Raw genomic sequence first — 24,683 nt, 5'->3', positions numbered from 1 at the left:
CATTAAAAGGAGAAATATTATGCAGTTAAACCCGCTGGAGAGGCGAATGAGCAATATCCGGCTGGTACCCAAAGTGGTACTGCTCATGGTGTTCAGTACTGTGCTGCTGCTGGTCAAGCTCTGGTTCGACGCCAGCAATCTGGAAACCACCCTGCTCAACGAAGGCATCGCGCCCGACAAGGCGGATACTATCGCCAACAGCCTGCTCTGGACCGGGTTGATGGAGACCGCCATCATGGGGCTGCTGTTCGTGGTGCTGCTGCTGACCGGCTCGCGCCTGATGGTCAAGCAGGTGCACTATCTGGTGGGCCTGCTGGAGCGCTTCGCCCGCAAGGATCTAAGCCACCGGGTGCTGCTCAAGTCCCGTGACGAGTTCGGTGACATCGCCAAGGCGGTGGCCCACTCCCAGGAGAACCTCAAAGAGGTGTTCGGCACCCAGCGCGTCGCCTGCAAGGAGCTCAACGACATCGCCTCCCAGGTCACCCTTTGCATGGAAGAGGCCAACGAGGCCATCAGCGAGGAGTTCACCCAGATTGAGCAGCTGGCCAGCGCCATGAGCCAGATGGTGGGTGCCATTCGCGAGGTGGCCGCCCATGCGGAGCAGGCCTCCCACGCCACCGCCGAGACCAGCCTGCTGGCCGAGGAGGGCAGCCGCTGCGTGGCCGCCACCGTCAACACCATAGATACCCTCTCCGGCAACATTCAGCGCTCCTCCACCGTGGTCAATCAGGTGGAACAGGGGGTCGAGCAGATCGGCTCCGTCGTGGATACCATTCGCGGCATCTCGGAGCAGACCAACCTGCTGGCGCTGAACGCCGCCATCGAAGCCGCCCGCGCCGGTGAGGCCGGCCGTGGCTTCGCGGTGGTCGCCTCCGAGGTGCGCGAACTGGCCAACCGGGCCCAGGCCGCCACCGTCGAGATCCAGAAGATGATCGAGCAGTTGCAGAGCAACGCCCGCCAGGCCGCCGAACTGATGGCCCAGAGCGTGCAGCAGGCCGACAAGGGGGTGGAGCAGGTGACCCAGGCCGGCGACCAGCTCGCCACCATAGTGCAGCGGGTACAGGGGGTGGCCGACATGAACCGCCAGATCGCCGCCGCCTCCGAACAGCAGAGCTCGGTGGCCGAGGAGATGAGCGGCAACCTGGAGCAGGTCAAGCAGGTGGTGGAGGGCTCCGTGGTCGTCCTGCGCGAGCTGCAGGAGGCCTCCGAACTGGTGGAGCGCCACAGCCAGACCTTGGATACCCATATCCAGGCCTTCAAGCTGGCCTGACTTTCACGCCGCAATCTGGTTAGACTGGAAGGCCCCCACGAGGGGCCTTTCTTTTTTCATCGCGGCAAGGAGCCAGGATGCAGACCACAGAACTTGCGCTTGAAATCAGCGCCGACAAGGGACGGCTGGACGTGCAGCTCATTCACCGTTTTCTCTCTGAGGAGGCCTACTGGTGTCGCGGCATTCCCCTTGCCACCCTGCAGCGGGCCATCAACCATTCGCTCTGCTTTGGCGGCTACCTCGGTGCTCAGCAGGTCGCCTTCGCCCGGGTCATCACAGACAAGGCCACCTTCGGCTATCTGGCCGACGTGTTTGTCCTGCCTGAGCATCGCGGCCAGGGCTACAGCAAGGCGCTGGTGGCGGCCATGCTCGACCATCCCGAGTTGCAGGGATTGCGCCGCCTCTCACTCGCCACCTCCGACGCCCACGGCCTCTACGCCGGTTTCGGCTTCGTGCCGCCCGCCAGCCCCGGCAGCCTGATGGAGATCTACCACCCCGATATCTACCAGCGCACCTGAATGGCCGGCTGCCGATAATTCCCGCCGGATCATGCTTCTCGCCCCTGCGCTGTGACGCGGGGGCCCGACAGTGCTAGATTGGCAGCCAGCTTTTTATCCGGCAGTTTCGTTAATCACAAGGACGGCAACCGTGGCCCAGCACTCTCCCTCTTTCTCCGCCTTCTCCCCCCTGCTGCAGGAGCTGGCCCAGCGCCACTGGCAACGGCTGATTGAACTGGCCCCCGACTACGGCACGCAGCCAGAGCCGGTGCGCCAGACCCTGCTGACCCTGCTCGGTCTCTCCGATTTTGTCGCCGACTCCCTCTTCAAACAGCCGGAGTTGCTGACCGAGCTGCTCGCCTCCGGGGAGCTGGAGCAGGCTGAGCGCTGGCCCGCCTACCAGCACGATCTGACCGCCCTGCTGGCCGAGGTGGATGACGAAGAGGCGCTCAAGCGCATCCTGCGCCAGTTCCGCCGCAGCCGCATGCTGGTAATCGCCTGGCGCGAGCTGCTGGGCCACGCGGCGGTGGAAGAGAGCTTTATCCACCTGACCAAGCTGGCAGATGCCCTCATCTGCTCCGCCCGCGACTGGCTCTACGCCAAACAGTGCGGCGAGCTGGGCACCCCGATGGATGGCGACGGCAACCCGCAGCCGCTGCTGATCCTCGGCATGGGCAAGCTGGGGGGCGGCGAGCTGAACTTCTCCTCCGACATCGACCTTATCTTCACCTTCCCCGAGAACGGCTACACGGTCGGCGGGCGGCGCGAGCTCGCCAACCAGCAATTCTTCATCAAGCTGGGCCAGCGCATCATCAACGCCCTGCACCAGAGCACGGTCGACGGCCAGGTGTTTCGGGTCGACATGCGGCTGCGCCCCTTTGGCGACGCGGGGCCACTGGCCATCTCCTTTGCCGCCATGGAAGATTACTACCAGCACCACGGCCGCAACTGGGAACGCTACGCCATGGTCAAGGCGCGGGTACTGGGCCCCCAATGCGAGCACGCGGTCGAGCTGGCCGAGATGCTGCGCCCCTTCGTGTTTCGCCGCTATATCGACTTTGGCGTTATCGACGGCCTGCGCCAGATGAAGGCGATGATCGCCGCCGAGGTGCGCCGCAAGGGGCTGGAGGGCAACATCAAGCTGGGGGCTGGCGGTATTCGCGAAGTGGAGTTTATCGCCCAGGCGCTGCAACTTATTCGCGGCGGCCGTGAACCGGCGCTGCGGGTGCGTCACCTGCCCGAAGCGCTGGCCGCCATCGCCCAATGTGGCGCCCTCGAATCTGCTCATTGCGATCGCTTGCTGGATGCCTATCGCTTCCTGCGCCGGGTCGAGAACATATTGCAGGAGATCGGCGATCAGCAGACCCAGACCCTGCCCACCGAGGAGCGGGATCGCCAGCGGCTGATCGCTGCTTTGGGTTTTGTCGACTGGGGCGCCTTTATGGCTCATCTGGATGAGGAGATGGCGGCCGTCCATCAGGAGTTCGCCGCCGTGGTGGGGGAAGAGAAGGAGGCCCCCGCCCATCTGGAGCAACTCTGGCTCGATCTGTGGCGCACCGAGCTCGACGCCGCCGAGCTGGAGCAGCTGCTGACCGCGCAGGGGGTGGCCGAGCCAACTCCGCTCTGCGCCGCCCTGCTGCGCTTCAAGGAGGAGTACAAACGCCGTCAGGTCGGCCCGCAGGGGCGCATCGCGCTGGACTGGCTGATGCCGGAGCTGCTGCGACTGGTGGTCGCCAGCGAGCAACCTGCCCGCCTGTTCGAGCGGGTGTGCGAGCTGCTGACCCGCATCTTCACCCGCAGCGCCTATCTGCAGCTGCTGGCGGAGAACCCTGGCGCCCTGCGCCAGCTGGTGCGGCTGTGTGACGCCAGCCATCTGGTGAGCGAGCAGCTGGCCCGCTACCCGATTTTGCTGGACGAGCTGCTCGATCCCCAGCACCTCTATCACCCCACCCCGCTCGATCAGTACAAGCCCCAGCTGCGCCAGTTCCTGCTGCGCATCCCCGAAGAGGACGTGGAGCAGCAGATGGAGGCGCTGCGCCAGTTCAAGCAGGTGCAGCTGCTGCGCATCGTGGCGGCCGATATCGCCGGCGCCCTACCGCTGATGAAGGTGAGCGACCACCTCACCTGGCTGGCGGAGGCGATCACCGAGGAGGTGGTCAATCAGGCATGGGCCCAGATGAGCGAGCGCTACGGGGTGCCACCCGAGGTGGCGGTGAGCGGTCAGCGCGGCTTTGCGGTGGTGGCCTACGGCAAGCTGGGCGGCATCGAGCTCGGTTACGGCTCGGATCTGGATCTGGTGTTCCTGCACGGCGGCGACCCCAACAGCTACACCGACGGGCGCAAACCCATCGACAGCCGCCAGTTCTACCTGCGCCTGGCCCAGCGGATCCTGCACCTGTTCAGCACCCGCACCCCCTCCGGCATTCTCTACGAGATCGACATGCGGCTGCGTCCCTCCGGCGATTCCGGCCTGCTGGTGTCGTCGCTGTCGGCCTATGAGCAGTACCAGCAAAACGAGGCGTGGACCTGGGAGCATCAGGCGCTGGTGCGGGCCCGTCCCATCTATGGCGATGAGGCGGTGATCGCCGAGTTTGCCCGTATCCGCCGCGCCGTGCTGGCCAAGGAGCGTGACCTGCCGACCCTGGCCCGCGAGGTACGCGAGATGCGCCACAAGATGCGGGATCATCTGCTCAAAGCCGGTGCTGGCGAGTTCGATCTCAAGCAGTCCCCCGGCGGCATGGTGGACATCGAGTTTATCGCCCAGTACCTGGTGCTGGCCCACGCCTGCGGCGAACCCGAAGCGCTCACCCGCTGGTCCGATAACGTGCGCATCTTCGATGAGTGCGTGCTGGCGGGAGTGCTCACCCTGGAGCAGGCGGAGGGGCTCAAGCATGCCTATCTGGAGATCCGCAACCTCGGTCATCGCCTCAACCTCTCCGAGGTCTCCCGCAAGGTAGGCGACGACAGGCTGCAGCCGGAGCGCGGCCATGTGCTGGCGGTCTGGCAACAGCTGCTGGGAGAGTAAACCGAAGGGGCGCCGAGGCGCCCCTTGTTGCATCTATCATCGGGCCGGGGTCAGCGCCCACCGGCCACGTCGATAAAGGTGCCGGTGACGTAGGAAGCCTCGTCAGACAGCAGCCAGGCGATGGCGGTGGCCACTTCGGCCGGCTGACCGCCCCGTTGCAGCGGGATCTGCCCCTTCACCCGGTCGACCCGACCGGGTTCGCCACCGTCGGCGTGCATGTCGGTGTAGATAAAACCCGGACGCACCCCGTTGACCCGGATCCCCTGGGCCGCCACCTCCAGCGACAGCCCCTTGGTCAGCACGTCGACGGCCCCCTTGGCGGCGGCATAGTCCACGTACTCCCCCGCCGAACCCAGCCGGGCGGCGGCCGAGGAGACATTGACGATGGCGCCCCCTGCCGTCATCCGGCGCACCGCCTCGCGGCAGCAGAGAAAGCAGCTGGTGACATTGGTGGTCAGGGTCTGGTTGATGCGCTCGGCGCTCATCTCCAGCACCCGCATCTGCGGCTGCAACCTGCCGGCGTTGTTGACCAGATGAGTGACGGGGCCGAGCCTCGCGTCCATCTCCTCGAACAGACGCACCACCTCTGCCTCCACCCCGACATCGGCCTGCACCGCGATACAGCGGACCGGATGGTGGGCCAGGATCTCGGCCACCAGCGCCTCGGCACTGGCCTGGTCATGGCGATAGTTGAGGCACAGATGATAACCCTGCCCCGCCAGATGGCGGGCGGTGGCGGCGCCAATGCCTCTGCCGCCGCCGGTGATCAGCACCCGTTTGTTCATGGACCCTCCTGATCGTGTCGCGCATGGTGGCACTGCGAGATGGGTGGCAGACGTGTCAGGCCGGGCCGTGATCCATCACAGTCTCCACCAGCACCTTGTTGAAACGCCGATAGCCCTGCTCATCGAGCGGGGCCGGATAGCTCAGCACCCGCAGCGCATGTCCTTCACAATCTGGCTGATAGGGCGGGTGCACGTGGTCATGCTGGTTCAGGCAAAAACCCAGCGACTGATAGAAGCGCAGCCGGCGAATGGCGATCTCGTCCTCTGGCGGATCTATCTCCAGGATGACCGGGCATCCCGCCGTCTCGCAGAAGGCGGCAAGCAGGCGTGAGCCGTGGTTCTGGCCGCGCAGGGCCGGGTTGATGGCCAGATGTTCGATGTAGATCTGCTCGCCGCAGTCCCACCAGAAGATAAAGCCGAGCAGCTGCTCGCCCTGATAAAAGAGCTGACAGTGAAAGCGGGAGTCTCCCATCTTGAGCTCTTGATGCTGCGGCTGGCGCTGTTCGTAGCGGGGAAAGCTGCTGCCATAGATCTGCCAGACCAGCGGCCAGTCCGGATGGGATATCTCTCTTACGGTTTCACTTCGACTCATTCATCTACTCCTTGGTAAAACCACAGTGATACCATCTTTTTCAGACCTAAACACCCCTGTTTTTCACTACCTGTACAGGCAACATCGCGTGTCGACACTTTGCCAGGCAGCGACCCACCATGCACAGAGCCCGCACGGGGCGGGCTCTTGATGGCAACAACGGGAAGTTGGCTATTTGAACAGGCCCTTGAGCAGCTGGTCCGCCACCCCCTTCACCCCTTCGTTGTCGGCCTTGTCACCCAGCAGCTTCTTGAGACCGCGCTCGGCCTCCTTGCGGGCCTTCTCCTCCAGCACCTTGTTGTTGCTGAGCAGCTCCTTCACGTCAAGCTTGTAGCTCGGCGCCTGCCAGTGGCCACCGATGCGCACCGGTATGGTGATGTCCTTGAGCTCGTCCACCGTCTTGCCCCCCTGCCCCTTGCTGCTCTCCACCACGGAGGTGAGGAACAGGAAGTCGAGGGTCTCCGGCACCAGGGCGGTCTGGCCCTGCCCCTTCACCCGCAGGGCGGGGGCAAACAGCTGGATGTCGTCGCTCTGGGCGACCCCGTCGGCAATCCGGAAGCTGGCGGTGAGGGCGCTAAAATCGGTCTTGCGCGCCTCCTTCACCTGCTCCGCCCCCTTGCCGGTCAGGGTGGCCCGTGCCTCGCGGATCATCTGTGCCAGGTTAATGCCGTGCAGGGCACCGTCGCTCAGCCTGAGGCTCACCTTGCCCTGCATCCGGCTGCGCAGCGCCTGCTCGGAGAGTCCTGAGCCCTGCGCCTCGACCTCCAGATCCCCCTTGCCTTCCAGCAGGTCGGTCTGAGCCAGGGTCTGCAGCAGCGGCCGTACATCGACCCCCTGCACCCGCTTGTGCACCTGATAGCGGGCCGGCTGCTGACGGGCATCAAGCACACCGCTGGCGGTCACCTGGCCGCCGGCCACCCCGGCGCTGAACTGCTTGAGGGTGAGCTGGCCACCGGCCAGGGCAAGCTGCAGATCGACGGCGCTCAGATCCAGTCCCTTGAGGCGCAGGCTGCCCAGTTGCAGTCGGCCGGCCAGATCCACCGACTTGAGGGCGGTCAGATCCGGTTCGGCCATGGAGAGCGCCTGGGCGGCGGGCGCAGCGGTCTGTGCCGGTGCTCCGGCCGGGGCTGCAGCGCCCGAGGTGGCGGCCACAGGTGCAGCCTTGGCCGGTTGACCGAGCCAGCCGTCGAGATCCAGCTTCTCCCCCTTGAGGTCAAACCCTACCCTGGGCACGGCGCCAAGCTGCACGCTGCCGTTGCCGCTCAGCAGAGCATCATCCACCCCCATCACCAGGTTGCTGAGGGTGACGGCCTGCTTGTCCAGCTCGGCGCGGGCAAAGCCCGCCAGCTTCACCTGCATCTGCGGACGTGGCAGGACATCGCCGCTGAGCTTGGCGGCCAGCACGGCATCCGATATCTCCAGCAGTTGCCGGTTCTCATCGAGGCGCGCCTTGAGGGTTCCCTCCAGCGTACCGGCCAGGGTCGGCTTGTCCGCCGCCCCCTGGGCCCCCTGCAGACTGAGGGTGAGGCTGCTCCACTGCCCCAGTGCCAGCCGATCGGCCTTGAGGGAGAAGGCATCCAGCCGCTGGGTCGGTTCGCTCAGGCTCCCCGCCAGTGCGACATCTTTCAGCTCGCTGCGGCTGGCATCGGACGCCAGCTTGAGCTGGGCCGACCCTTTGAGATCAAACGCCAGCTCACCCTGGGCACCCTTGGCGGCCAGGGTCACCGGTACCCACTGATCCACAGCCAGCTGGCCCAGGTTCAGGTCCAGCTGTTCGAGGCGGGAGACGGTGCCGCTGCGATCGTCCTGCAGCAGGGCGCTGGCCTGTTGCAGCTCCACCCCTTGCAGGCTGATCTGCCAGGGCTGCTTGTCATTGGCGGGCGGGGGCGTCGTTGCGGCAGGCTCGGAGGTCGCCTCCCCCTTGGGCTCGGCGGAGGCCTTGAGCAGATCGCTCAGGTTGGAGCTGCCGTCAGCCTTGGTCTGGATAAACAGATGGGCGCCACTCAGGGTCACCTTGCCGATCTCCAGCCGGTGGGAGAGCAGCGGCAGCAGGCCCACCGAGGCTTCCCCGCGCGTGAAGCGCACCAGGTCGGGCTCGGCAAAGCCGGCGGGGTTGCGCAGCGCCACCTGCTCGAGGGAGAGGCCCAGGCTTGGCCAGAAACGCCAGCCGATATCCCCTTGTATCACCAGCTCGCGGCCGGTGCTCTTGCGCACTTGTTCCACCAGCTGGGGCTTGAACTGGTTGGGATCGATGAGGGACACCAGGGCGGCGATGGCCACCACGGCCGCCAGCGCCAACCCCAGCAGGATGTAGATGATCTTCTTCACGATGGACTCCTTGAATGCGGATCTTGTGGCTGACTATACCACCGGGGGGATGACAGATGGGGCCCGTCTGCCAAAACGGACCAGCGGCGAGACAGGGATGGTCGCAGGCCCACGTTCAAACACGCGGCAATGAAAAGGGCCCCGCAGGGCCCAGATGATAGTGGATGGCTGACGCCCGCCTCGCCCGGATCAAGGCTGACGCGGCAACTGCTGATAGCCCATCTCGTACAGGGTGAAGGCATAGATGTCCGCACTCTGCTCGATAAGCTTGGCCACCGGCGTGCCCGCCCCGTGCCCTGCATTGGTCTCGATGCGGATGAGCTGGGGATGGGGGCCGGCATTGTCGGCCTGCAGGGTGGCAGCAAACTTGAAGGAGTGGGCCGGCACCACCCGATCGTCGTGATCCGCCGTGGTCACCAGGGTCGAGGGGTAGCTGACCCCGGCCCGGACGTTGTGCAGCGGCGAGTAGCCCTTCAGGTAGTCGAACATCGCCTCGCTGTCGGCGCTGGTGCCGTAGTCATAGGCCCAGCCTGCCCCGGCGGTGAAGGTGTGGTAGCGCAGCATGTCGAGCACCCCCACCGCCGGCAGGGCGACCCGCATCAGATCCGGCCCGCTGGGTCATTACCGCCCCCACCAGCAGACCGCCGTTGGAGCCACCTCGGATCGCCAGCCGATCGGTGCGGGTGTAGCCCTCGGCCTTGAGGTACTCGGCCGCCGCGATGAAATCGTCGAACACGTTCTGCTTGTTCTGCTGGGTGCCCGCCAGGTGCCAGGCCTGGCCGTACTCGCCGCCCCCGCGCAGGTTGGCCACCGCATAGACGCCCCCCAGATCCAGCCAGTTGGCCACCGCTACGCTGAAGCTTGGGGTCAGGCTCACGTCGAAACCGCCGTAGCCATAGAGGATGGTCGGGTTGCTGCCATCAAGCTTGAGGCCATTGCGGTAGCTGATGATGAGCGGCACCCGGGTGCCGTCCTTGCTCTGGTAGAAGCGCTGCTCGGAAACGTAATCCTCCGGTTTGAACGGCGCCGCCGAGGCGCGATAGAGGCTGATGGCGCCGCTCTTTGGCTCGAATCGGTAGAGGGTCGGCGGCTGGGCATAGTTCTCGAAGCCGAAGTAGAGGGCGGGATCATCGTGCTTGCCGTTGAAGCCGCTGACGCTGCCAAGGCCGGGCAGCGCCACCTCGCGCACTCGCTTGCCTTCGTAGTCGAACTGCTCGACCCGGGCGGTGGCATCCACCATGTACTCGGCGAACAGATAGCCGCTGCCGCTGTGCACCGTCAGCACCTGCTGACGCTCGGGGATGAGATCCCGCCAGTGGGCCGGGCCCGGGTTGGCGGCATCCACCGTCACCAAACGGCGGTTGGGGGCGTCCCGGTTGGTCAGCAGGTAAAGGGTGCTGCCCTGGTTGTCCACCAGGCTCACGTCCGCCTCCAGATCCCCCTGCACCGTCAGCAGCGGCGCGTTCTCCTGGCTCAGATCCTTCACATAGAGGCGGTTACCGGAGGTGGAGTTCGCCGCCGAGATGAGCAGGAAGCGGTCATCTTCGGTGACGGTCGCCCCCACGTAGCGGTGGTGCTGGGCCGGGATGGCGCCAAACACCAGCCGGTCATCCTCCTGCGCCGTGCCGAGCCGGTGGAAATAGACCTTGTGCTGATCGGTCTTGGCCGACAGCTCGCTGCCATCGGGCTTGTCGTAGCTCGAGTAGAAGAAGCCCTCGTTGCCGAGCCAGCTGATGCCGCTGAACTTCACGTCCTTGAGGGGCGCCTCCAGCGGCTGCTTGCTCTCTACGTCCATCAGGTGGATCTCGCGCCAGTCGCTGCCCGCCAGCGACAAGGAGTAGGCCAGGATGCGGCCATCGCGGGAGAAGCTCAACTGATCCAGCGCCGTGGTGCCGTCGGGGCTGAGGGTATTGGGATCGAGGAACACCTCGGCCGGCTTGCCCTCCAGCTGGCGCCACAGCACGTTCTGGTTCTGCAGGCCGTCGTTCTTGAAGAAGTAGTGGTAGCGCCCCTCGCGAAACGGCGCCCCCTCCTTGGCATAGTTCCAGGAGGCGGCCAGCTTCTCCTTGATGGCGGCGCGATAGGGGATCTGTGCCAGGTAGTCCCGGGTCACGGCGTTCTGGGCCTTGACCCAGGCCTCGGTCTCGGGGCTGCGATCATCTTCCAGCCAGCGATAGGGGTCGGCCACGGCCTGGCCGAAGTAGTGATCCACCTGCTCACCCTGGCGGGTGACGGGGTAGTGAAGGCGCGTTTTCCCTGACATGGCATCCTCTTTGGTTGACTGGCCACTGCACGCACACAGCAGTGACAGGGCCAGCAGGCTGACAATGGCTCGCATCGATGCGGCTCCCTGCGATTTCGGGTGAAGCGGGCAGGTTAGCAAAGAGTGCCGGACGGCCCAACCCCCCAGCGGGTGACCAGGCGACATGAGCAGGAAGCCGCCACAACCCTGACCAATCGGAGTCATATGAATTTTTTCGCTTAGGTTTGCCAGTTTATTTTGTTTGTTATCCGGCACTTGGGTCACAGGATGGAATAAGCGACTGACCATCTCGACTCATTCAGGATAAAGCATGCCGTACAGCTACCTATCACATCTGCGTTGCAGCAAGGCCGGCGAGATTGTGGATGCCGATCAGCCCCAGCAGCTGAGCCCGGTCGGCGCCCCCTTGCTGGCCAGCTACGACCTCGAGGCCCTGAAGCAGGCCTGGCACCCGGCCGCCCTGCTGGGGCGCCCCGCCAGCCTGTGGCGCTACCACGAGCTGCTGCCGGTGCGCGACCCCGCCCAGGTGGTCACCCTGGGGGAAGGCTTCACCCCGCTGTTGCCGCTGCCGCGCCTCGGCAAGCAGGTCGGCATTCCGGATCTCTGGATGAAGGATGAGAGCCTCACCCCCACCGGCTCCTTCAAGGCCCGTGGCGCCGCAGTCGGCGTCTCCCGTGCCCGCGAACTCGGTGTCACCCACTTCGCCATGCCCACCAACGGCAACGCCGGCGCGGCCTGGGCACTCTACGGCGCCCGCGCTGGCTTGCGCAGCACCATAGTCCAGCCGCAGGCAGCCCCCGCCATCACTCGGCTGGAGAGCGCCCTGGCCGGTGCCCGCCTCTACCTGGTGGACGGCCTCATCAGCGATGCCGGTCGCCAGGTGGCCGAGGCGGTGGCGCAGCAGGGGCTGTTCGATGCCTCCACCCTCAAGGAGCCCTATCGCATCGAGGGCAAAAAGACCATGGGGTTTGAAATCGCCGAGCAGCTCGGCTGGACTCTGCCGGACGTGATCCTCTACCCCACCGGCGGCGGGGTCGGCCTCATCGGAATCTACAAGGCGCTGCGGGAATTGCAGGAGCTGGGCTGGGTGCAGGGACCGCTGCCGCGACTGGTGGCGGTGCAGGCGAGCGGCTGCGCCCCCATCGTCCAGGCCTGGCAACAGGGGGAGCGCGAGTCGCGCTTCTGGCCCGACTCCCAGACCCTGGCGTTCGGCATCAACGTGCCCAAGGCGCTGGGGGATTTTCTGGTGCTGGACGCCCTCTATCGCACCGAGGGCTGCGCCGTCGCGGTGGAAGATGGCACCATTCAGCGCGAACTGCGTCAGCTCGCCTCTCAGGAGGGCTGTTTCGTCTGCCCGGAAGGAGCGGCCGCCTTCGCCGCCGCCCGCCAGCTGCGGGAAGCGGGCTGGATCCAGGGGGGCGAGCGGGTGGTGGTGCTCAACACCGGCGCTGGCATCAAGTACCCGGACGCCATCACGGTCGTGCCCCAGCGGCTGCGCCGCGACGGGAGGATCCCGGCATGAGCTTCGACTGGTCTTTTGTTCTCACCACCCTGCCGGCGTTCGGTCAATCGGTCTGGGTCACCTTGCAGCTCGGCGCCATCGTGATCCTCACCTCGCTCGCCGTGGCGCTGCTCAATGTGACGCTGCAAAGCCTGCACAAGCCCTGGCTGAACGGGGTGATCCGCGCCTATGTGGAGCTGGCCCGCAACACGCCGCTCTTGATCCAGCTGTTCTTTCTCTACTTCGGGCTGCCGGCGCTCGGCATCTCGCTCTCCGGCTTTGCCACGGCGGTGATCGCCATGACCTTCCTCGGCGGCGGCTACCTGACCGAGGCGCTGCGGGCGGGCATTCAGGCTGTCCCCCCCAGCCAGCTGGAGGCCGGGCGGGCCATCGGTCTCTCCCGCTGGCAATTGCTGCGCCACGTGCAGCTACCCCAGGCCTGGCTCGCCAGCCTGCCGGCGCTGTTTGCCAACTTCATCTTTCTGCTCAAAGAGACCACGGTGGCCTCGGCGGTGGCGGTGCCCGAGCTGCTCTACACCACCAAGAACTACATCGCCCTCTACTACAAGACCTACGAGATGCTGGCGGTGCTGACCTTGATGTGCGTGCTGATCTTTCTGCCGCTGTCCCTCGCCCTGCGCGTCGTTGAAAGGAGGCTGCAACATGGTCAGTTCGGTCATTGAGCAACTGATGAAGGCACCTATTGTCCTGCTGCCGCCGTCACTCGCCACCCATGCACAAAGAAGGAGTGCTCGCTATGGCCAGTCCGGTCACTGAACAGCTGACGCAGGCGCTGCCGCTGCTGGCGGTGGGCGCGGGTCAGACCCTCGCCATCTCGCTGTTCGCCATCCTGTTTGCCACCTTGGGCGGGGTCGGTTACGGCGTGCTGGCCCGGCAAGGGGGAAGGCTGACTCGGGGAGTGCTGCGGGTCTATCTGGAGCTGTTTCGGGTGGTGCCCGTGCTGGTCTGGCTCTACCTCTTCTTCTTCGGGCTGCCGATCTTCTTTGGCGTAGACATCCCGGCCTTCTGGTGCGCCGTGCTGGTGCTCTCCCTGTGGGGCGCCAGCGAGGTGGGGGAAGTGGTGCGCGGCGGCCTCAAATCCCTCGCCCGCGGCCAGCAGGAGGCCGGCCTGGCGCTCGGGCTCTCCCGCTGGCAGCTCTATCGTCACGTGCTGCTGCCCCAGGCGCTGCAACGGCTGACGCCGCCGACCATCAACATCTACACCCGCATCATCAAGACCAGCTCGCTGGCGGTGCTGATCGGGGTGGTGGAGGTGATCAAGGTGGGCCAGCAGATCATCGAGCGCACCTATGGCTCGCTGCTCATCTACGGTCTGCTGTTCCTGTTCTTTTTTCTGGTCTGCTATCCGCTCTCGCTCGCCTCGCGCCGGCTGGAGCAACAATGGGGTAACGCGGTATGACACCTCTGCTTGAACTCAATGCTGTCAGCAAACAATTCGGCCAAAACCGGGTACTGGACGAGGTCAGCCTCACGGTGAACGCCGGGGAAGTGATCGTCATCCTGGGGCCGAGCGGCTGCGGCAAGAGCACATTGCTGCGCACCCTCAACGGGCTCGAACCCATTCAGGGGGGCGACATTCGCTTCGATGGAGAGAGGCTGGATGCCAGCACCGACTGGCAGCGGCTGCGCCAGCGCATCGGCATGGTATTCCAGAGCTATCACCTCTTCCCCAACCTGACGGTGCTGGAGAACGTGCTGCTCGGCCCCCTTCAGGTGCAAGAACGGGAGCGGGCCGAGGCCCTGCTGCAGGCGGAACAGCTGCTGACTCGCATCGGCCTGTGGGAGCGGCGCCACGACTATCCACGCCAGCTCTCCGGCGGCCAGCAGCAGCGCATCGCCATCGTGCGGGCCCTGTGCATGAACCCGCAGGTGATGCTGTTTGACGAAGTGACCGCTGCGCTGGACCCCGAGATGGTGCAGGAGGTGCTGGAGGTGATCCGGGATCTCGCCGGCAGCGGTATGACCCTGCTCATCGTCACCCACGAGCTGGCGTTCGCCCAGGCGGTGGCGGATCGCATCGTCTTCATGGACGGCGGCCACATCCTGGAGCAGGCCGCCCCCCATCAATTTTTCGAGAACCCGCGCAGCCAGCGTGCCCGCCAGTTCCTCGCCAAGTTTTCTTATACAACTGTCATCAAACGAAAGGAGTCAGCATGAAAAAAATCACCTCGGTTCTGTTCAGTGCCTTGTTGGGACTGGGTCTCGCCAGCGGCGCTGCCCATGCGGCGGACGGTTCCCTCGACAAGATCAAGGCCCGCGACAAGCTCATCGTCGGCGTCTTCACCGACAAGCCCCCGTTTGGCTACGTGGACGAGAAGGGCAACTACGTCGGCTTTGACACCGACCTCGGTCGCCGTTTCGCCAAGGATCTGCTGGGGGACGAGAACAAGGTCGAGTTCGTGGCGGTGGAGCCTGCCAGTCGCATCCCCTTCCTGCAGAGCGACAAGGTGGATCTCATCCTCGCCAACATGACGGTGACCCCGGAGCGGCGGCAGGTGGTGGACTTCACCAACCCTAACCTGCGAGTGGCGGTGCAGGTGCTGGTGCCACAAGGAAGCCCGGCCAAGCAGCTCGACGATCTGGCCAGCAAGACCCTGATCGTCACCACCGGCACCACGGCCGACATCTGGCTGACCCGCAACCACCCGGACTGGAAGGTGCTCAAGTTCGAGAAGAACACCGAATCCCTGCAGGCCCTGGCCCAGGGCCGTGGCGACGCTTACGCCCAGGACAACTTGGTGTTGTTCAGCTGGGCCAAGGAGAACCCGGGCTATCGGGTGCTGCCCGAGAAGCTGGGCTCGGAAGACCCCATCGCGCCGGCGGTGAAGAAGGGCAATATCGAGCTGCGTGACTGGGTCAACGACCGTCTCGCCAAGCTGGGGGAAGAGAAGTACCTGCTGAAACTCTACGACCAGTATGTGCGCGACAAACTGAGCGCCGATACCGATCCCAACGACGTGATAGTGGAAGGAGGCAAGTGGCAGGGCTGAGCCTGCCAGAAGTGCTGAGAGTGTGATGTGTGTGAAGTCTTGGTTCCGTTGGTCCGCAAACCGCAAGGTTTGACCTTTCAGGCGTCCCCCTCGGGTGGCGCCTTTTTTTCGCATGGGAAAAAGAACCGGGCCAGGGGCCCGGTTGAAAACCCGCGCAGGGCAGGCTGTGTCACGTCGATGACACGGTTCAGGCTGCCGGACTGGCACAGGGTGCCGTCCGGCCAACTCGCCAGGCCACCGAGTCGGGATGAGCCCTCGGCAACGCCGGCGAATGGGGTGACGCTGCGGGCGCCGAAGAGGGTGCCTACTCCCGCTCCAGTGCGTGGATGGGGTCCATCCGCGCCGCCCGCCGCGCCGGGAAGAAGCCAAACAGCACGCCGATGAGGCTCGAGCAGAAGAAGGCCATCAGCACGGCGTCCAGGGAGTAGCTCAGGCGGAACTGGCTGCTGAAGTGCTCGAACAAGACGCCGACCAGCAGGGAGAGCAGCACCCCGGCCGCTCCGCCCAGCAGACAGACCAGCACCGCCTCGATCAAGAACTGCTGCAGTATGTCGCCGGTTCTGGCCCCCACCGCCATCCGCACGCCGATCTCGCGGGTGCGCTCGCTCACCGATACCAGCATGATGTTCATCACCCCGATGCCGCCCACCACCAGGGAGATGAGCGCAATCATGGCGATCAGCAGGGTCAGGGTGGCATTGGTGCTGGTGATCGCCTGGCGGATGCTGTCGGTGTTGAGCACGAAGAAATCCTGAGCGCCGTGCCGTTCACGCAGCAAGCGATTGATGCCATCCTCGGCGGCGGCCAGCGCCACCTCGTCCTGCACCCGCACGCTGATGCTGCGCAGGTGACTCTGGCCCAGCATCCGCGTCATGGCCGTGGTGTGGGGGATCCAGACGTTGAGGTTCTCGTCGCTGCCAAAGCCGCTCTGGTTGCGGGCCACCACCCCGATCACCCGGCACGGCAGGCTCCCCAGCAGGATCACCTGACCGAGCGGCGACTCCCCCGCGGCGAACAGACGCGCCTGACTGTTCTCGTCGATCACCACCTCCTGCGCCAGAGCGGCCACGCTGGCGGCATCGAACAGCATGCCCTGCAGCAGTCGGTAGCCACGCACCTGGAAGAACTGCTCCCCCACCCCGTTCACCGAGCCCAGCACCGCCTGGCTGCCCCGACGCAGGGTGACGCTGGTGGCCAAACTGGGGGTGATGCTGTGCACATAGCCGAGCCCGGCGAGGGCCTCGGCATCCTCCACCCTGAGGGTCTGGATCGCCTCGGCCCGCCGATCGCCGAAGCCGCTGCCGGGGAAGATCTTCAGGGTGCTGGTGCCCATGGCATTGATGCTGGCCAGCACCTGCTGCTGGGAGCCGCGCCCCAGCGCCACCACCGATACCACGGCGGCGATGCCGATGATAATGCCGAGCATGGTGAGGAAGGTGCGCATGCGCTGGGCCTGCATAGCCAGCAGCGCCATCTTGAAGGCGGCGCCGAGCCGCCCGGCCAGAGCGCCGCGTCCCTTGGTGTCGATACGGGGAGTGGTTGGCGCAGGGGACGGCGATGCCGACTCGCGACGACGGTCGGCCACCACCGCCCCATCTCTGAGCTCGATGATCCGCTCGGCCTGTTCGGCGATCGCCATGTCGTGGGTCACCAGCACCAGCGTGTGGCCCTGCCGATGCAGCGCGCCCAGGATGTCGAGCACCTCGGCCCCGCTCTGGCTGTCGAGGGCACCGGTCGGCTCGTCCGCCAGGATCACCTGACCGCCGTTGATGAGGGCGCGGGCAATGCTGACCCGCTGCTGCTGGCCGCCGGAGAGCTGGCTCGGCTTGTAGTCGAGCCGGCTGCCAAGCCCGAGCCGCTGCAGCAGGCTCTCGGCCCTCGCCTTGCGCGCGTCGTCGGCCAACCCGGCATAGAGCGCAGGCAGCGCCACGTTGTCGCGGGCACTGAGATCCCCCAGCAGGTGGTAGCGCTGAAAGATGAAGCCGAAGTGCTCGCGGCGCAGAGTCGCCAGCGCATCGGCCGTCAGCCGGCCCGTCTCCCGTCCGGCCACCCGATAGCTACCCTCGCTCGGCTGATCGAGGCAACCCAGAATATTGAGCAGGGTCGATTTGCCGGAGCCGGAGGCGCCGACGATGGCCACCATCTCGCCCAGCGCTATGGTCAGGTCGATCCCCTTGAGCACCTCGACACGCCGCTCCCCGTCGCCAAAATGGCGGCGGATCCCGCTCAGTTGCAGCAGTGGTTCTCTCATCATTACATCCCCATGGGCGGACCCATCCGCCCGCTCTGCTGGTGCTGGGCCGTCAACTGGCTCACCACCACGGCCTCCCCCCTCCGCCAGCCCGTCCAGGATCTGGGCATCCACCTTGTTGTTGAGGCCCACCTTCACCTGCCGCCATTGTGGGCGGCCGGCCTCATCCACCACCTGCACCCTGTCACCGCTCAGGGCGATGGCCGGGATCACCAGGGCGTTGCGCTCGGTCGCCAGCACTATGTGCACCTGGGCCGTCATGCCGATGCGCAGGGCCCCTTCAGGGTTCTCCACCTCGAACAGACCGTGGTAGTAGACGGCCGTGCTGGTCGAACTGCTGCTGGTCGTGTCGTCGTTGATGGTGTCGGGGGCTGGCTCGATGGCGCGCAGACGGGCCTGATAGCGCTGCTCGTGTGCCCCCAGCACGGTGAAATAGCTGGGCAGGCCGGCTTTCACCCTGATCACGTCCGCCTCCGAGATCTGCGCCTCCACCGTCATGGTGTCGAGCCGCGCCACCTTGACCATGGTCGGGGTACTCTGCACCGCGTTGACCGTCTGCCCCTGCTCCACCGGGATCGCCACTATGGTGCCCGCCATGGGGGAGACGATGCGGGTGTAACCCAGATTCACTCTGGCGGTGTCCACCGCGATGCGGGCCTGCACCGCCTGCGCCGTCAGCGCCCGGATGTCGGCGCGGGTAGCCGTCAGGGTCGCCTCCGCACTGTCGTAGTCTGCTTGGCTGCCCAATCCCCGATCCAGCACCTTGCGCTGGCGCTCGAAGGCCAGCTGGTTGTTGCGCAAAGTTGCCCGACGCGAGGCCAGCTGGGCCTGCACGTTGTCGAGGGCGGCTTCGGCATCCTTGAGGGCGTTCTGCTGGGTGAGATCGTCGATCTCGACCAGCAGATCGCCCTGCTTCACCTCATCCCCCAGCGCCACGTGCAGCGCCTTGATCTGCCCCGACACCTGCGCCCCCACGCTCACCAGCTTCTGGGCCTGCAGGGTGCCGTCGGCCAGCACGATCTGCTCCAGATCCCGCCGCTCGACCGGGGCCGTGATGAAAGAGGCGGTTGGTGCGGCAGTGGAAGGCAGCAACAGCCAGCCGGCTCCGACCAGCACCAGGGCGGGCAGCAGCAGGCGAACAACGAGGAGACGGGCACGGGCCATCGCGGATATCCTTGGCTAAAACAGAGGGTGAAACAGACCCGGGCAATCTACTCCAATGTCCGGTTAAGCCTCTTGCAGGGCAGTGTAAGGATTGCGTAAAAGCAGCTGTCAGGCGGAGACGGACACGGGAAAATGGCGTCAACCCGAGATGGAGAAGAGCGATGAAGATCCTGCTGGTGGACGATGATCTGGAGCTTGGCACTATGCTGAGCGAATACCTGGGAGGCGAAGGCTTTGCCACCACCCATGTGCTGACCGGCAAGAGCGGCGTGCAGCACGCCCTCTCCGGCAACTATGCCGCCGTGGTGCTAGACATCATGCTGCCCGACCTGAATGGCAGCGAGGTGCTGCGCCAGATCCGCCGCGACAGCCGGATCCCCGTCATCATGCTCACCGCCAAGGGGGACAACATCGATCGGGTGATCGGGCTGGAGATGGGGGCCGATGACTATGTGCCCAAGCCCTGCTACCCGCGGGAACTGGTGGCCAGGCTGAGGGCCGTGCTGCGCCGGGTCGAACCTGCCCCCGCCAATCCGGGCAAAGAGCAGGGTCTGCGCCTTGGCGAGCTGGTGCTCTCCCCCGCCAGCCGTCAGTGTCACTGGCAGGCGCAGCCGCTGGAGTTGACCGCCACCGAGTTCAACCTGCTGGAACTGCTGCTGCGATCCCCAGAGCGAGTGGTCAGCAAGGATGAGCTCTCCCTGCACGGGCTTGGCCGCCCGCGCGAGCCCTATGATCGCAGCGTCGATGTGCACATCTGCAATATCCGCCAGAAACTGCAGGCGATGGCGGGAGAAGCCATCGGCATCGAGACGGTGCGCAGTATAGGATACCGGCTGGCATGATCCTCAAGGGGCGCCTGTTCTGGAAGATCCTGTTCGGCTTCTGGTTCACCATCATCATGATGAGCCAGTTGCTGTGGGTAGCCTTCAGCCTCTATCGCCACGAAGGGCCGCCGGAGCAGCGGATGGCAAGCCAGCTGGCCGAACGTCAGCTGGCAGCCGCCGCCAGCCTGTTGCAGCGGCAGGGACCGGCTGCGGTTGCGGCCCTGCAGACCAGCTGGCCGGCCCGGGAACGAAAGCTGCTGCGGCTTGAACCGGTCGCAGCAGAGCCATCCACAACACAGGGCGGCCGCATCCTGCTGGGAGCCGATGGCCGGCACTACCGGCTCGACTACGACAGTGCCGGCCTGCAGCAGTTGCTGACACCACCTCAGCCCCGCAGCAACTGGCTCAACATGCCACCACCCATGTGGTGGATCGGCGGGCTTGGCGGCCTCTTCTTCAGCGCTCTGCTCGCCTGGCACCTGACCCGCCCCATGAACCGCTTTCGGCAGGGATTCGAACGCCTCGCCCAGGGGGATCTGGCAGTGCGCCTCTACCCCGCCATGCGGCGGCGCCACGACGAGATCAGCGATGCGGCCCGCGACTTCGATGCCATGGCCGAGCGGCTGCAACTGCTGGTGGAGAGCCGCGAGCAGCTGCTGCACGACGTCTCCCACGAGCTGCGCTCCCCCCTTGCCAGGTTGCAGCTGGCCATCGGCCTGGCCCAGCAGGATCCGGCCAGGATCGAGGGCTCCCTCGAGCGGATCCAGCTCGAGACCCAGCGTATGGACAAGATGATCGGCGAGCTGCTGACCCTCACCCGTGCCGGCCATGGCGAGCGGGACAGCGAGGAGTATTACGATCTGCAGGGGCTGGTCGACGCCGTGGTGAGCGATGCCCGCTACGAGGCGCAGCACATGGGGGTCGAGATAAAAACCTGGGTAGATGAGCCCCTGGAATACACGGTCTGCGGACAGGCGGAGCTGATCCGCCGGGCCCTCGACAACGTGCTGCGCAATGCCCTGCGCTTCTCGCAAGCGGGCCAGACCATTCGCCTGACCCTGATGCGGCAGGGCGACGAATTCATCGTCGAGGTAGCGGATCAGGGGATAGGAGTGGATGAGAGCAAGCTCTCCAGCATCTTCGATCCCTTCGTGCGGATCGGCTCCCCTACAGCAGGCAAGGGTTATGGACTGGGGCTCGCCATCACCCGCAAGGCAATCCAGGCCCAGGGCGGGCGGGTCGAGGCCAGAAACGGTGAAGAGGGCGGCCTGATCGTCACCCTCCACCTGCCGGGCTAGCTGCTCCGCCCTGTCATCACTGCTATCGGTTAGCCCCGCAGCAGCTGCAATTGACTGATGGCGGCGCCGGTAGAGCGGAAAGCAAACTCGGCAGGGGCAATGCCGGCCAGCTTGCGCCACTCGCAGGCGGCCACATCATCGGCCGCCACCACCAAAGGCTTGTGCGCCAACTCCAGCAGAAAGACGGTGTCGCAGGTGTGATAGGTCACATCGTCATAGGGATAGACGTTGGCATAAGAACCCAGATAGCGCGGCGTCTTCCCCGTCAGATCCAGCCCCAGTTCCTCCTTGAGCTCCCTCACCAAGGCTTCCTCCAGCGATTCGCCGGGATCGACGAAGCCGCCCGGCAGATCCAGCAAGCCCCGGCCGGGATCCCGGGCCCGCACCGCGACCAGCAGCTCGTCCTGCCAGCACAGCGCCACCATCACGGCCGACGCCACATTCTGGAAATAGTGAAAACCACAGCCACAGGCAAACTCTTTCTCGCTGCGCTGTTGCAGCGCTCCGGAACCACAACGCGGACAAAACATAGGGGGACTCCCATCTGACACCAAAGGCGCATTGTATGCCGAACCCCATCCCCGATGGAAAGCCTTGAGGTACAACGTCCATAGCATGATAAATCAGCAGGATATAAAAGAGGGAGAGGAGGCACTTCGGGGAAAGTAAAACGAAAAAAAAGCCCAGTCGTTAGACTGGGCTTCTTGAGTAGTGGCGGAGCGGACGGGGAGACGGACAGAGTCCGGCTCAAGCACAAAGGACAACAGACAGGGACCGAGTTGCCAGTAGCAAGTCGCAGCCCTGTCTGTTGCCCTTTGTTTCCTTATTTCATTCACCAACACCAGATAGCAAAAAGGCCTTCCAGATAGGGAAGGCCTTTCAATTTAGTGGCGGAGCGGACGGGACTCGAACCCGCGACCCCCGGCGTGACAGGCCGGTATTCTAACCGACTGAACTACCGCTCCGCTGTCTGGTTAGCTTTTTGCTAAATTGTCTGCCGCTTCATTGAGGTGTCATCCTCTCGGCCAATTATGCAATGTGTGCATAACTGTTTGATTGGGTGCCTGGCAGTGTCCTACTCTCGCATGGCGAATGCCACACTACCATCGGCGCTACCGCGTTTCACTTCTGAGTTCGGCATGGGATCAGGTGGTTCCACGGCGCTATGGCCGCCAGGCAAATTCTTCAATCTGAGAAAGCTGACATAAGTAGTTTCGTATTTGTCACAAGGCTCGAAACACTTCTTGGGTGTTGTATGGTTAAGCCTCACGGGTAATTAGTATGGGTTAGCTCAACACGTCACCGCGCTTACACACCCCACCTATCAACGTTGTGGTCTCCAACGGCCCTTTAGGACCCTCAAGGGGTCAGGGATGACTCATCTCAGGGCTCGCTTCCCGCTTAGATGCTTTCAGCGGTTATCGATTCCGAACTTAGCTACCGGGCAGTGCCACTGGCGTGACAACCCGAACACCAGAGGTTCGTTCACTCCGGTCCTCTCGTACTAGGAGCAACTCCCTTCAATCATCCAACGCCCACGGCAGATAGGGACCGAACTGTCTCACGACGTTCTGAACCCAGCTCGCGTACCACTTTAAATGGCGAACAGCCATACCCTTGGGACCGACTTCAGCCCCAGGATGTGATGAGCCGACATCGAGGTGCCAAACACCGCCGTCGATATGAACTCTTGGGCGGTATCAGCCTGTTATCCCCGGAGTACCTTTTATCCGTTGAGCGATGGCCCTTCCATTCAGAACCACCGGATCACTATGACCTACTTTCGTACCTGCTCGACCTGTCCGTCTCGCAGTTAAGCTGGCTTATGCCATTGCACTAACCTCCTGATGTCCGACCAGGATTAGCCAACCTTCGTGCTCCTCCGTTACTCTTTGGGAGGAGACCGCCCCAGTCAAACTACCCACCAGGCACTGTCCGCGACCCGGATTCACGGGCCTGCGTTAGAACATCAAACATACAAGGGTGGTATTTCAAGGACGGCTCCAGCGCAACTGGCGTCACGCCTTCAAAGCCTCCCACCTATCCTACACATGTAGGTTCAATGTTCAGTGCCAAGCTGTAGTAAAGGTTCACGGGGTCTTTCCGTCTAGCCGCGGGTACACCGCATCTTCACGGCGAATTCGATTTCACTGAGTCTCGGGTGGAGACAGCATGGCCATGGTTACACCATTCGTGCAGGTCGGAACTTACCCGACAAGGAATTTCGCTACCTTAGGACCGTTATAGTTACGGCCGCCGTTTACCGGGGCTTCGATCAAGAGCTTCGCTTGCGCTAACCCCATCAATTAACCTTCCGGCACCGGGCAGGTGTCACACCCTATACGTCCACTTTCGTGTTTGCAGAGTGCTGTGTTTTTGATAAACAGTCCCAGCCATCTGGTCACTGCGACTCCCGACAGCTCCATCCGCAAGGGACTTCACCATCAAGAGCGAACCTTCTCCCGAAGTTACGGTTCTATTTTGCCTAGTTCCTTCACCCGAGTTCTCTCAAGCGCCTTGGTATTCTCTACCCGACCACCTGTGTCGGTTTGGGGTACGATGACTTGTAATCTGAAGCTTAGAGGCTTTTCCTGGAAGCAGGGCATCAATGGCTTCCGCACCGTAGTGCGTTCGTCTCGTGTCTCAGTGTTGTGTCTCCGGATTTGCCTAGAAACACCACCTACGCACTTTCACCAGGACAACCGTCGCCTGGCCCACCTAGCCTTCTCCGTCCCCCCATCGCAATTACAAGTCGTGCAGGAATATTAACCTGCTTCCCATCGACTACGCCTTTCGGCCTCGCCTTAGGGGTCGACTCACCCTGCCCCGATTAACGTTGGACAGGAACCCTTGGTCTTCCGGCGAGGAGGCTTTTCACCCCCTTTATCGTTACTTACGTCAGCATTCGCACTTCTGATATCTCCAGCATACCTCTCGATACACCTTCGCAGACTTACAGAACGCTCCCCTACCACTCACACTTAGTGTGAATCCGCGGCTTCGGTGCCTGGTTTGAGCCCCGTTACATCTTCCGCGCAGGCCGACTCGACTAGTGAGCTATTACGCTTTCTTTAAATGATGGCTGCTTCTAAGCCAACATCCTAGCTGTCTGAGCCTTCCCACATCGTTTCCCACTTAACCAGAACTTTGGGACCTTAGCCGGCGGTCTGGGTTGTTTCCCTCTTCACGACGGACGTTAGCACCCGCCGTGTGTCTCCCGGATATTACTTACTGGTATTCGGAGTTTGCATGGGGTTGGTAAGTCGGGATGACCCCCTAGCCCAAACAGTGCTCTACCCCCAGTAGTATTCGTCCGAGGCGCTACCTAAATAGCTTTCGGGGAGAACCAGCTATCTCCGAGTTTGATTGGCCTTTCACCCCCAGCCACAGGTCATCCCCTAACTTTGCAACGTTAGTGGGTTCGGTCCTCCAGTTGATGTTACTCAACCTTCAACCTGCCCATGGCTAGATCACCCGGTTTCGGGTCTACACCTTGCAACTAGACGCCCAGTTAAGACTCGGTTTCCCTACGGCTCCCCTATACGGTTAACCTCGCTACAAAATGTAAGTCGCTGACCCATTATACAAAAGGTACGCAGTCACCCCGAAGGGCTCCCACTGCTTGTACGTACACGGTTTCAGGTTCTATTTCACTCCCCTCACAGGGGTTCTTTTCGCCTTTCCCTCACGGTACTGGTTCACTATCGGTCAGTCAGGAGTATTTAGCCTTGGAGGATGGTCCCCCCATATTCAGACAGGATGTCACGTGTCCCGCCCTACTCGATTTCACATCAAGGTTGTTTTCGTGTACGGGGCTATCACCCTGTATCGCCGGCCTTTCCAGGACCGTTCCACTAACTTCCAAGATGCTTAA

At 63.9% G+C, this 24,683-nt stretch carries 15 protein-coding genes, 1 tRNA gene, 2 rRNA genes and 2 pseudogenes (1 of these 20 cut by a window edge); 10 read left to right on the top strand and 10 right to left on the bottom strand.

The window, feature by feature from the left end; translation table 11 throughout:
* The first annotated feature begins 19 nt into the window (after nucleotides 1-19).
* The 3 genes from ACPDZI_RS03530 to glnE all read left to right on the top strand — a co-directional run bounded on the left by ACPDZI_RS03530 (nucleotide 20) and on the right by glnE (nucleotide 4,792).
* Nucleotides 20-1,270: a methyl-accepting chemotaxis protein gene (locus ACPDZI_RS03530; protein ID WP_011704724.1), complete on the top strand. Its 1,251-nt coding sequence runs from the start codon at nucleotides 20-22 to the stop codon at nucleotides 1,268-1,270.
* 77 nt (nucleotides 1,271-1,347) lie between these two features.
* Nucleotides 1,348-1,788 (top strand): GNAT family N-acetyltransferase, encoded by a 441-nt coding sequence (locus ACPDZI_RS03525; RefSeq protein ID WP_438834031.1) that lies wholly within the window; start codon nucleotides 1,348-1,350, stop codon nucleotides 1,786-1,788.
* A gap of 130 nt (nucleotides 1,789-1,918) precedes the next feature.
* Nucleotides 1,919-4,792, top strand: a complete 2,874-nt coding sequence (gene glnE, locus ACPDZI_RS03520; protein ID WP_438834030.1) for a bifunctional [glutamate--ammonia ligase]-adenylyl-L-tyrosine phosphorylase/[glutamate--ammonia-ligase] adenylyltransferase — start codon at nucleotides 1,919-1,921, stop codon at nucleotides 4,790-4,792.
* A gap of 50 nt (nucleotides 4,793-4,842) precedes the next feature.
* Here the strand turns inward: glnE and ACPDZI_RS03515 are convergent, their stop codons facing one another.
* The 4 genes and pseudogenes from ACPDZI_RS03515 to ACPDZI_RS03500 all read right to left on the bottom strand — a co-directional run bounded on the left by ACPDZI_RS03515 (nucleotide 4,843) and on the right by ACPDZI_RS03500 (nucleotide 10,835).
* Nucleotides 4,843-5,577: an SDR family oxidoreductase gene (locus ACPDZI_RS03515; RefSeq protein WP_438834029.1), complete on the bottom strand. Its 735-nt coding sequence runs from the start codon at nucleotides 5,575-5,577 to the stop codon at nucleotides 4,843-4,845.
* 55 nt (nucleotides 5,578-5,632) lie between these two features.
* On the bottom strand, nucleotides 5,633-6,169 hold the full coding sequence (locus tag ACPDZI_RS03510) for a GNAT family N-acetyltransferase (RefSeq protein WP_319907571.1): 537 nt from the start codon (nucleotides 6,167-6,169) through the stop codon (nucleotides 5,633-5,635).
* 171 nt (nucleotides 6,170-6,340) lie between these two features.
* Nucleotides 6,341-8,497: an AsmA family protein gene (locus ACPDZI_RS03505; protein ID WP_438834028.1), complete on the bottom strand. Its 2,157-nt coding sequence runs from the start codon at nucleotides 8,495-8,497 to the stop codon at nucleotides 6,341-6,343.
* Nucleotides 8,498-8,686: 189 nt separating this feature from the next.
* Nucleotides 8,687-10,835, bottom strand: a pseudogene (locus tag ACPDZI_RS03500) (prolyl oligopeptidase family serine peptidase).
* Nucleotides 10,836-11,070: 235 nt separating this feature from the next.
* Here ACPDZI_RS03500 and ACPDZI_RS03495 point away from each other — a divergent pair.
* From ACPDZI_RS03495 to ACPDZI_RS03475, 5 genes are all read left to right on the top strand, one after another.
* Nucleotides 11,071-12,282 (top strand): threonine synthase, encoded by a 1,212-nt coding sequence (locus tag ACPDZI_RS03495; RefSeq protein WP_438834027.1) that lies wholly within the window; start codon nucleotides 11,071-11,073, stop codon nucleotides 12,280-12,282.
* Nucleotides 12,279-12,944 carry an amino acid ABC transporter permease gene (locus tag ACPDZI_RS03490; protein ID WP_045790616.1) on the top strand — a complete coding sequence of 222 codons (666 nt, stop codon included), beginning with the start codon at nucleotides 12,279-12,281 and terminating at the stop codon, nucleotides 12,942-12,944. Before ACPDZI_RS03495 ends, ACPDZI_RS03490 begins: the two co-directional genes overlap by 4 nt.
* A 74-nt stretch (nucleotides 12,945-13,018) precedes the next feature.
* Nucleotides 13,019-13,681, top strand: coding sequence for an amino acid ABC transporter permease (locus ACPDZI_RS03485; protein WP_438834026.1), 663 nt, complete (start codon nucleotides 13,019-13,021; stop codon nucleotides 13,679-13,681).
* Complete coding sequence (locus tag ACPDZI_RS03480) at nucleotides 13,678-14,439, top strand: amino acid ABC transporter ATP-binding protein (protein ID WP_438834025.1); 762 nt, start codon at nucleotides 13,678-13,680, stop codon at nucleotides 14,437-14,439. Before ACPDZI_RS03485 ends, ACPDZI_RS03480 begins: the two co-directional genes overlap by 4 nt.
* Complete coding sequence (locus tag ACPDZI_RS03475; RefSeq protein WP_011704713.1) at nucleotides 14,436-15,272, top strand: transporter substrate-binding domain-containing protein; 837 nt, start codon at nucleotides 14,436-14,438, stop codon at nucleotides 15,270-15,272. The genes ACPDZI_RS03480 and ACPDZI_RS03475 overlap by 4 nt, the downstream gene beginning before the upstream one ends.
* A gap of 304 nt (nucleotides 15,273-15,576) precedes the next feature.
* Here ACPDZI_RS03475 and ACPDZI_RS03470 read toward each other — a convergent pair whose 3' ends face one another.
* Both ACPDZI_RS03470 and ACPDZI_RS03465 read right to left on the bottom strand, forming a co-directional pair.
* Nucleotides 15,577-17,523 (bottom strand): MacB family efflux pump subunit, encoded by a 1,947-nt coding sequence (locus ACPDZI_RS03470; protein WP_438834553.1) that lies wholly within the window; start codon nucleotides 17,521-17,523, stop codon nucleotides 15,577-15,579.
* Nucleotides 17,524-17,525: 2 nt separating this feature from the next.
* Nucleotides 17,526-18,687 (bottom strand): annotated as a pseudogene (locus ACPDZI_RS03465) (efflux RND transporter periplasmic adaptor subunit).
* Nucleotides 18,688-18,848: 161 nt separating this feature from the next.
* Here ACPDZI_RS03465 and ACPDZI_RS03460 point away from each other — a divergent pair.
* Complete coding sequence (locus ACPDZI_RS03460; protein ID WP_194760343.1) at nucleotides 18,849-19,529, top strand: response regulator transcription factor; 681 nt, start codon at nucleotides 18,849-18,851, stop codon at nucleotides 19,527-19,529.
* Nucleotides 19,526-20,809 (top strand): HAMP domain-containing sensor histidine kinase, encoded by a 1,284-nt coding sequence (locus tag ACPDZI_RS03455; RefSeq protein WP_438834024.1) that lies wholly within the window; start codon nucleotides 19,526-19,528, stop codon nucleotides 20,807-20,809. The genes ACPDZI_RS03460 and ACPDZI_RS03455 overlap by 4 nt, the downstream gene beginning before the upstream one ends.
* Nucleotides 20,810-20,838: 29 nt before the next feature.
* Here the strand turns inward: ACPDZI_RS03455 and ACPDZI_RS03450 are convergent, their stop codons facing one another.
* The 4 genes from ACPDZI_RS03450 to ACPDZI_RS03435 form a co-directional block, all read right to left on the bottom strand.
* Nucleotides 20,839-21,339: an NUDIX hydrolase gene (locus tag ACPDZI_RS03450; RefSeq protein ID WP_438834023.1), complete on the bottom strand. Its 501-nt coding sequence runs from the start codon at nucleotides 21,337-21,339 to the stop codon at nucleotides 20,839-20,841.
* A 358-nt stretch (nucleotides 21,340-21,697) separates the two neighbouring features.
* A tRNA-Asp gene (locus ACPDZI_RS03445) sits at nucleotides 21,698-21,774 on the bottom strand.
* A 97-nt stretch (nucleotides 21,775-21,871) separates the two neighbouring features.
* Nucleotides 21,872-21,986: ribosomal RNA gene (gene rrf / locus ACPDZI_RS03440) — 5S ribosomal RNA — on the bottom strand.
* Nucleotides 21,987-22,064: 78 nt separating this feature from the next.
* Nucleotides 22,065-24,683 (bottom strand): 23S ribosomal RNA (locus ACPDZI_RS03435) (it continues 270 nt past the right edge of the window).

The sequence above is a fragment of the Aeromonas oralensis genome (assembly GCF_049665575.1).
GTDB classification, from domain to species: Bacteria; Pseudomonadota; Gammaproteobacteria; order Enterobacterales; family Aeromonadaceae; genus Aeromonas; species Aeromonas hydrophila.
This window is presented reverse-complemented; position numbering and strand designations above follow the sequence as displayed.

Bases quoted from the DNA above. Each gene is read 5' to 3' on its own strand.
- ACPDZI_RS03530 (WP_011704724.1), top strand. From the start codon at position 20: ATGCAGTTAAACCCGCTGGAGAGGCGAATGAGCAATATCCGGCTGGTA.
- ACPDZI_RS03525 (WP_438834031.1), top strand. From the start codon at position 1,348: ATGCAGACCACAGAACTTGCGCTTGAAATCAGCGCCGACAAGGGACGG.
- ACPDZI_RS03515 (WP_438834029.1), bottom strand. From the start codon at position 5,577: ATGAACAAACGGGTGCTGATCACCGGCGGCGGCAGAGGCATTGGCGCC.
- ACPDZI_RS03510 (WP_319907571.1), bottom strand. From the start codon at position 6,169: ATGAGTCGAAGTGAAACCGTAAGAGAGATATCCCATCCGGACTGGCCG.
- ACPDZI_RS03495 (WP_438834027.1), top strand. From the start codon at position 11,071: ATGCCGTACAGCTACCTATCACATCTGCGTTGCAGCAAGGCCGGCGAG.
- ACPDZI_RS03490 (WP_045790616.1), top strand. From the start codon at position 12,279: ATGAGCTTCGACTGGTCTTTTGTTCTCACCACCCTGCCGGCGTTCGGT.
- ACPDZI_RS03485 (WP_438834026.1), top strand. From the start codon at position 13,019: ATGGCCAGTCCGGTCACTGAACAGCTGACGCAGGCGCTGCCGCTGCTG.
- ACPDZI_RS03480 (WP_438834025.1), top strand. From the start codon at position 13,678: ATGACACCTCTGCTTGAACTCAATGCTGTCAGCAAACAATTCGGCCAA.
- ACPDZI_RS03475 (WP_011704713.1), top strand. From the start codon at position 14,436: ATGAAAAAAATCACCTCGGTTCTGTTCAGTGCCTTGTTGGGACTGGGT.
- ACPDZI_RS03470 (WP_438834553.1), bottom strand. From the start codon at position 17,523: ATGAGAGAACCACTGCTGCAACTGAGCGGGATCCGCCGCCATTTTGGC.
- ACPDZI_RS03460 (WP_194760343.1), top strand. From the start codon at position 18,849: ATGAAGATCCTGCTGGTGGACGATGATCTGGAGCTTGGCACTATGCTG.
- ACPDZI_RS03455 (WP_438834024.1), top strand. From the start codon at position 19,526: ATGATCCTCAAGGGGCGCCTGTTCTGGAAGATCCTGTTCGGCTTCTGG.
- ACPDZI_RS03450 (WP_438834023.1), bottom strand. From the start codon at position 21,339: ATGTTTTGTCCGCGTTGTGGTTCCGGAGCGCTGCAACAGCGCAGCGAG.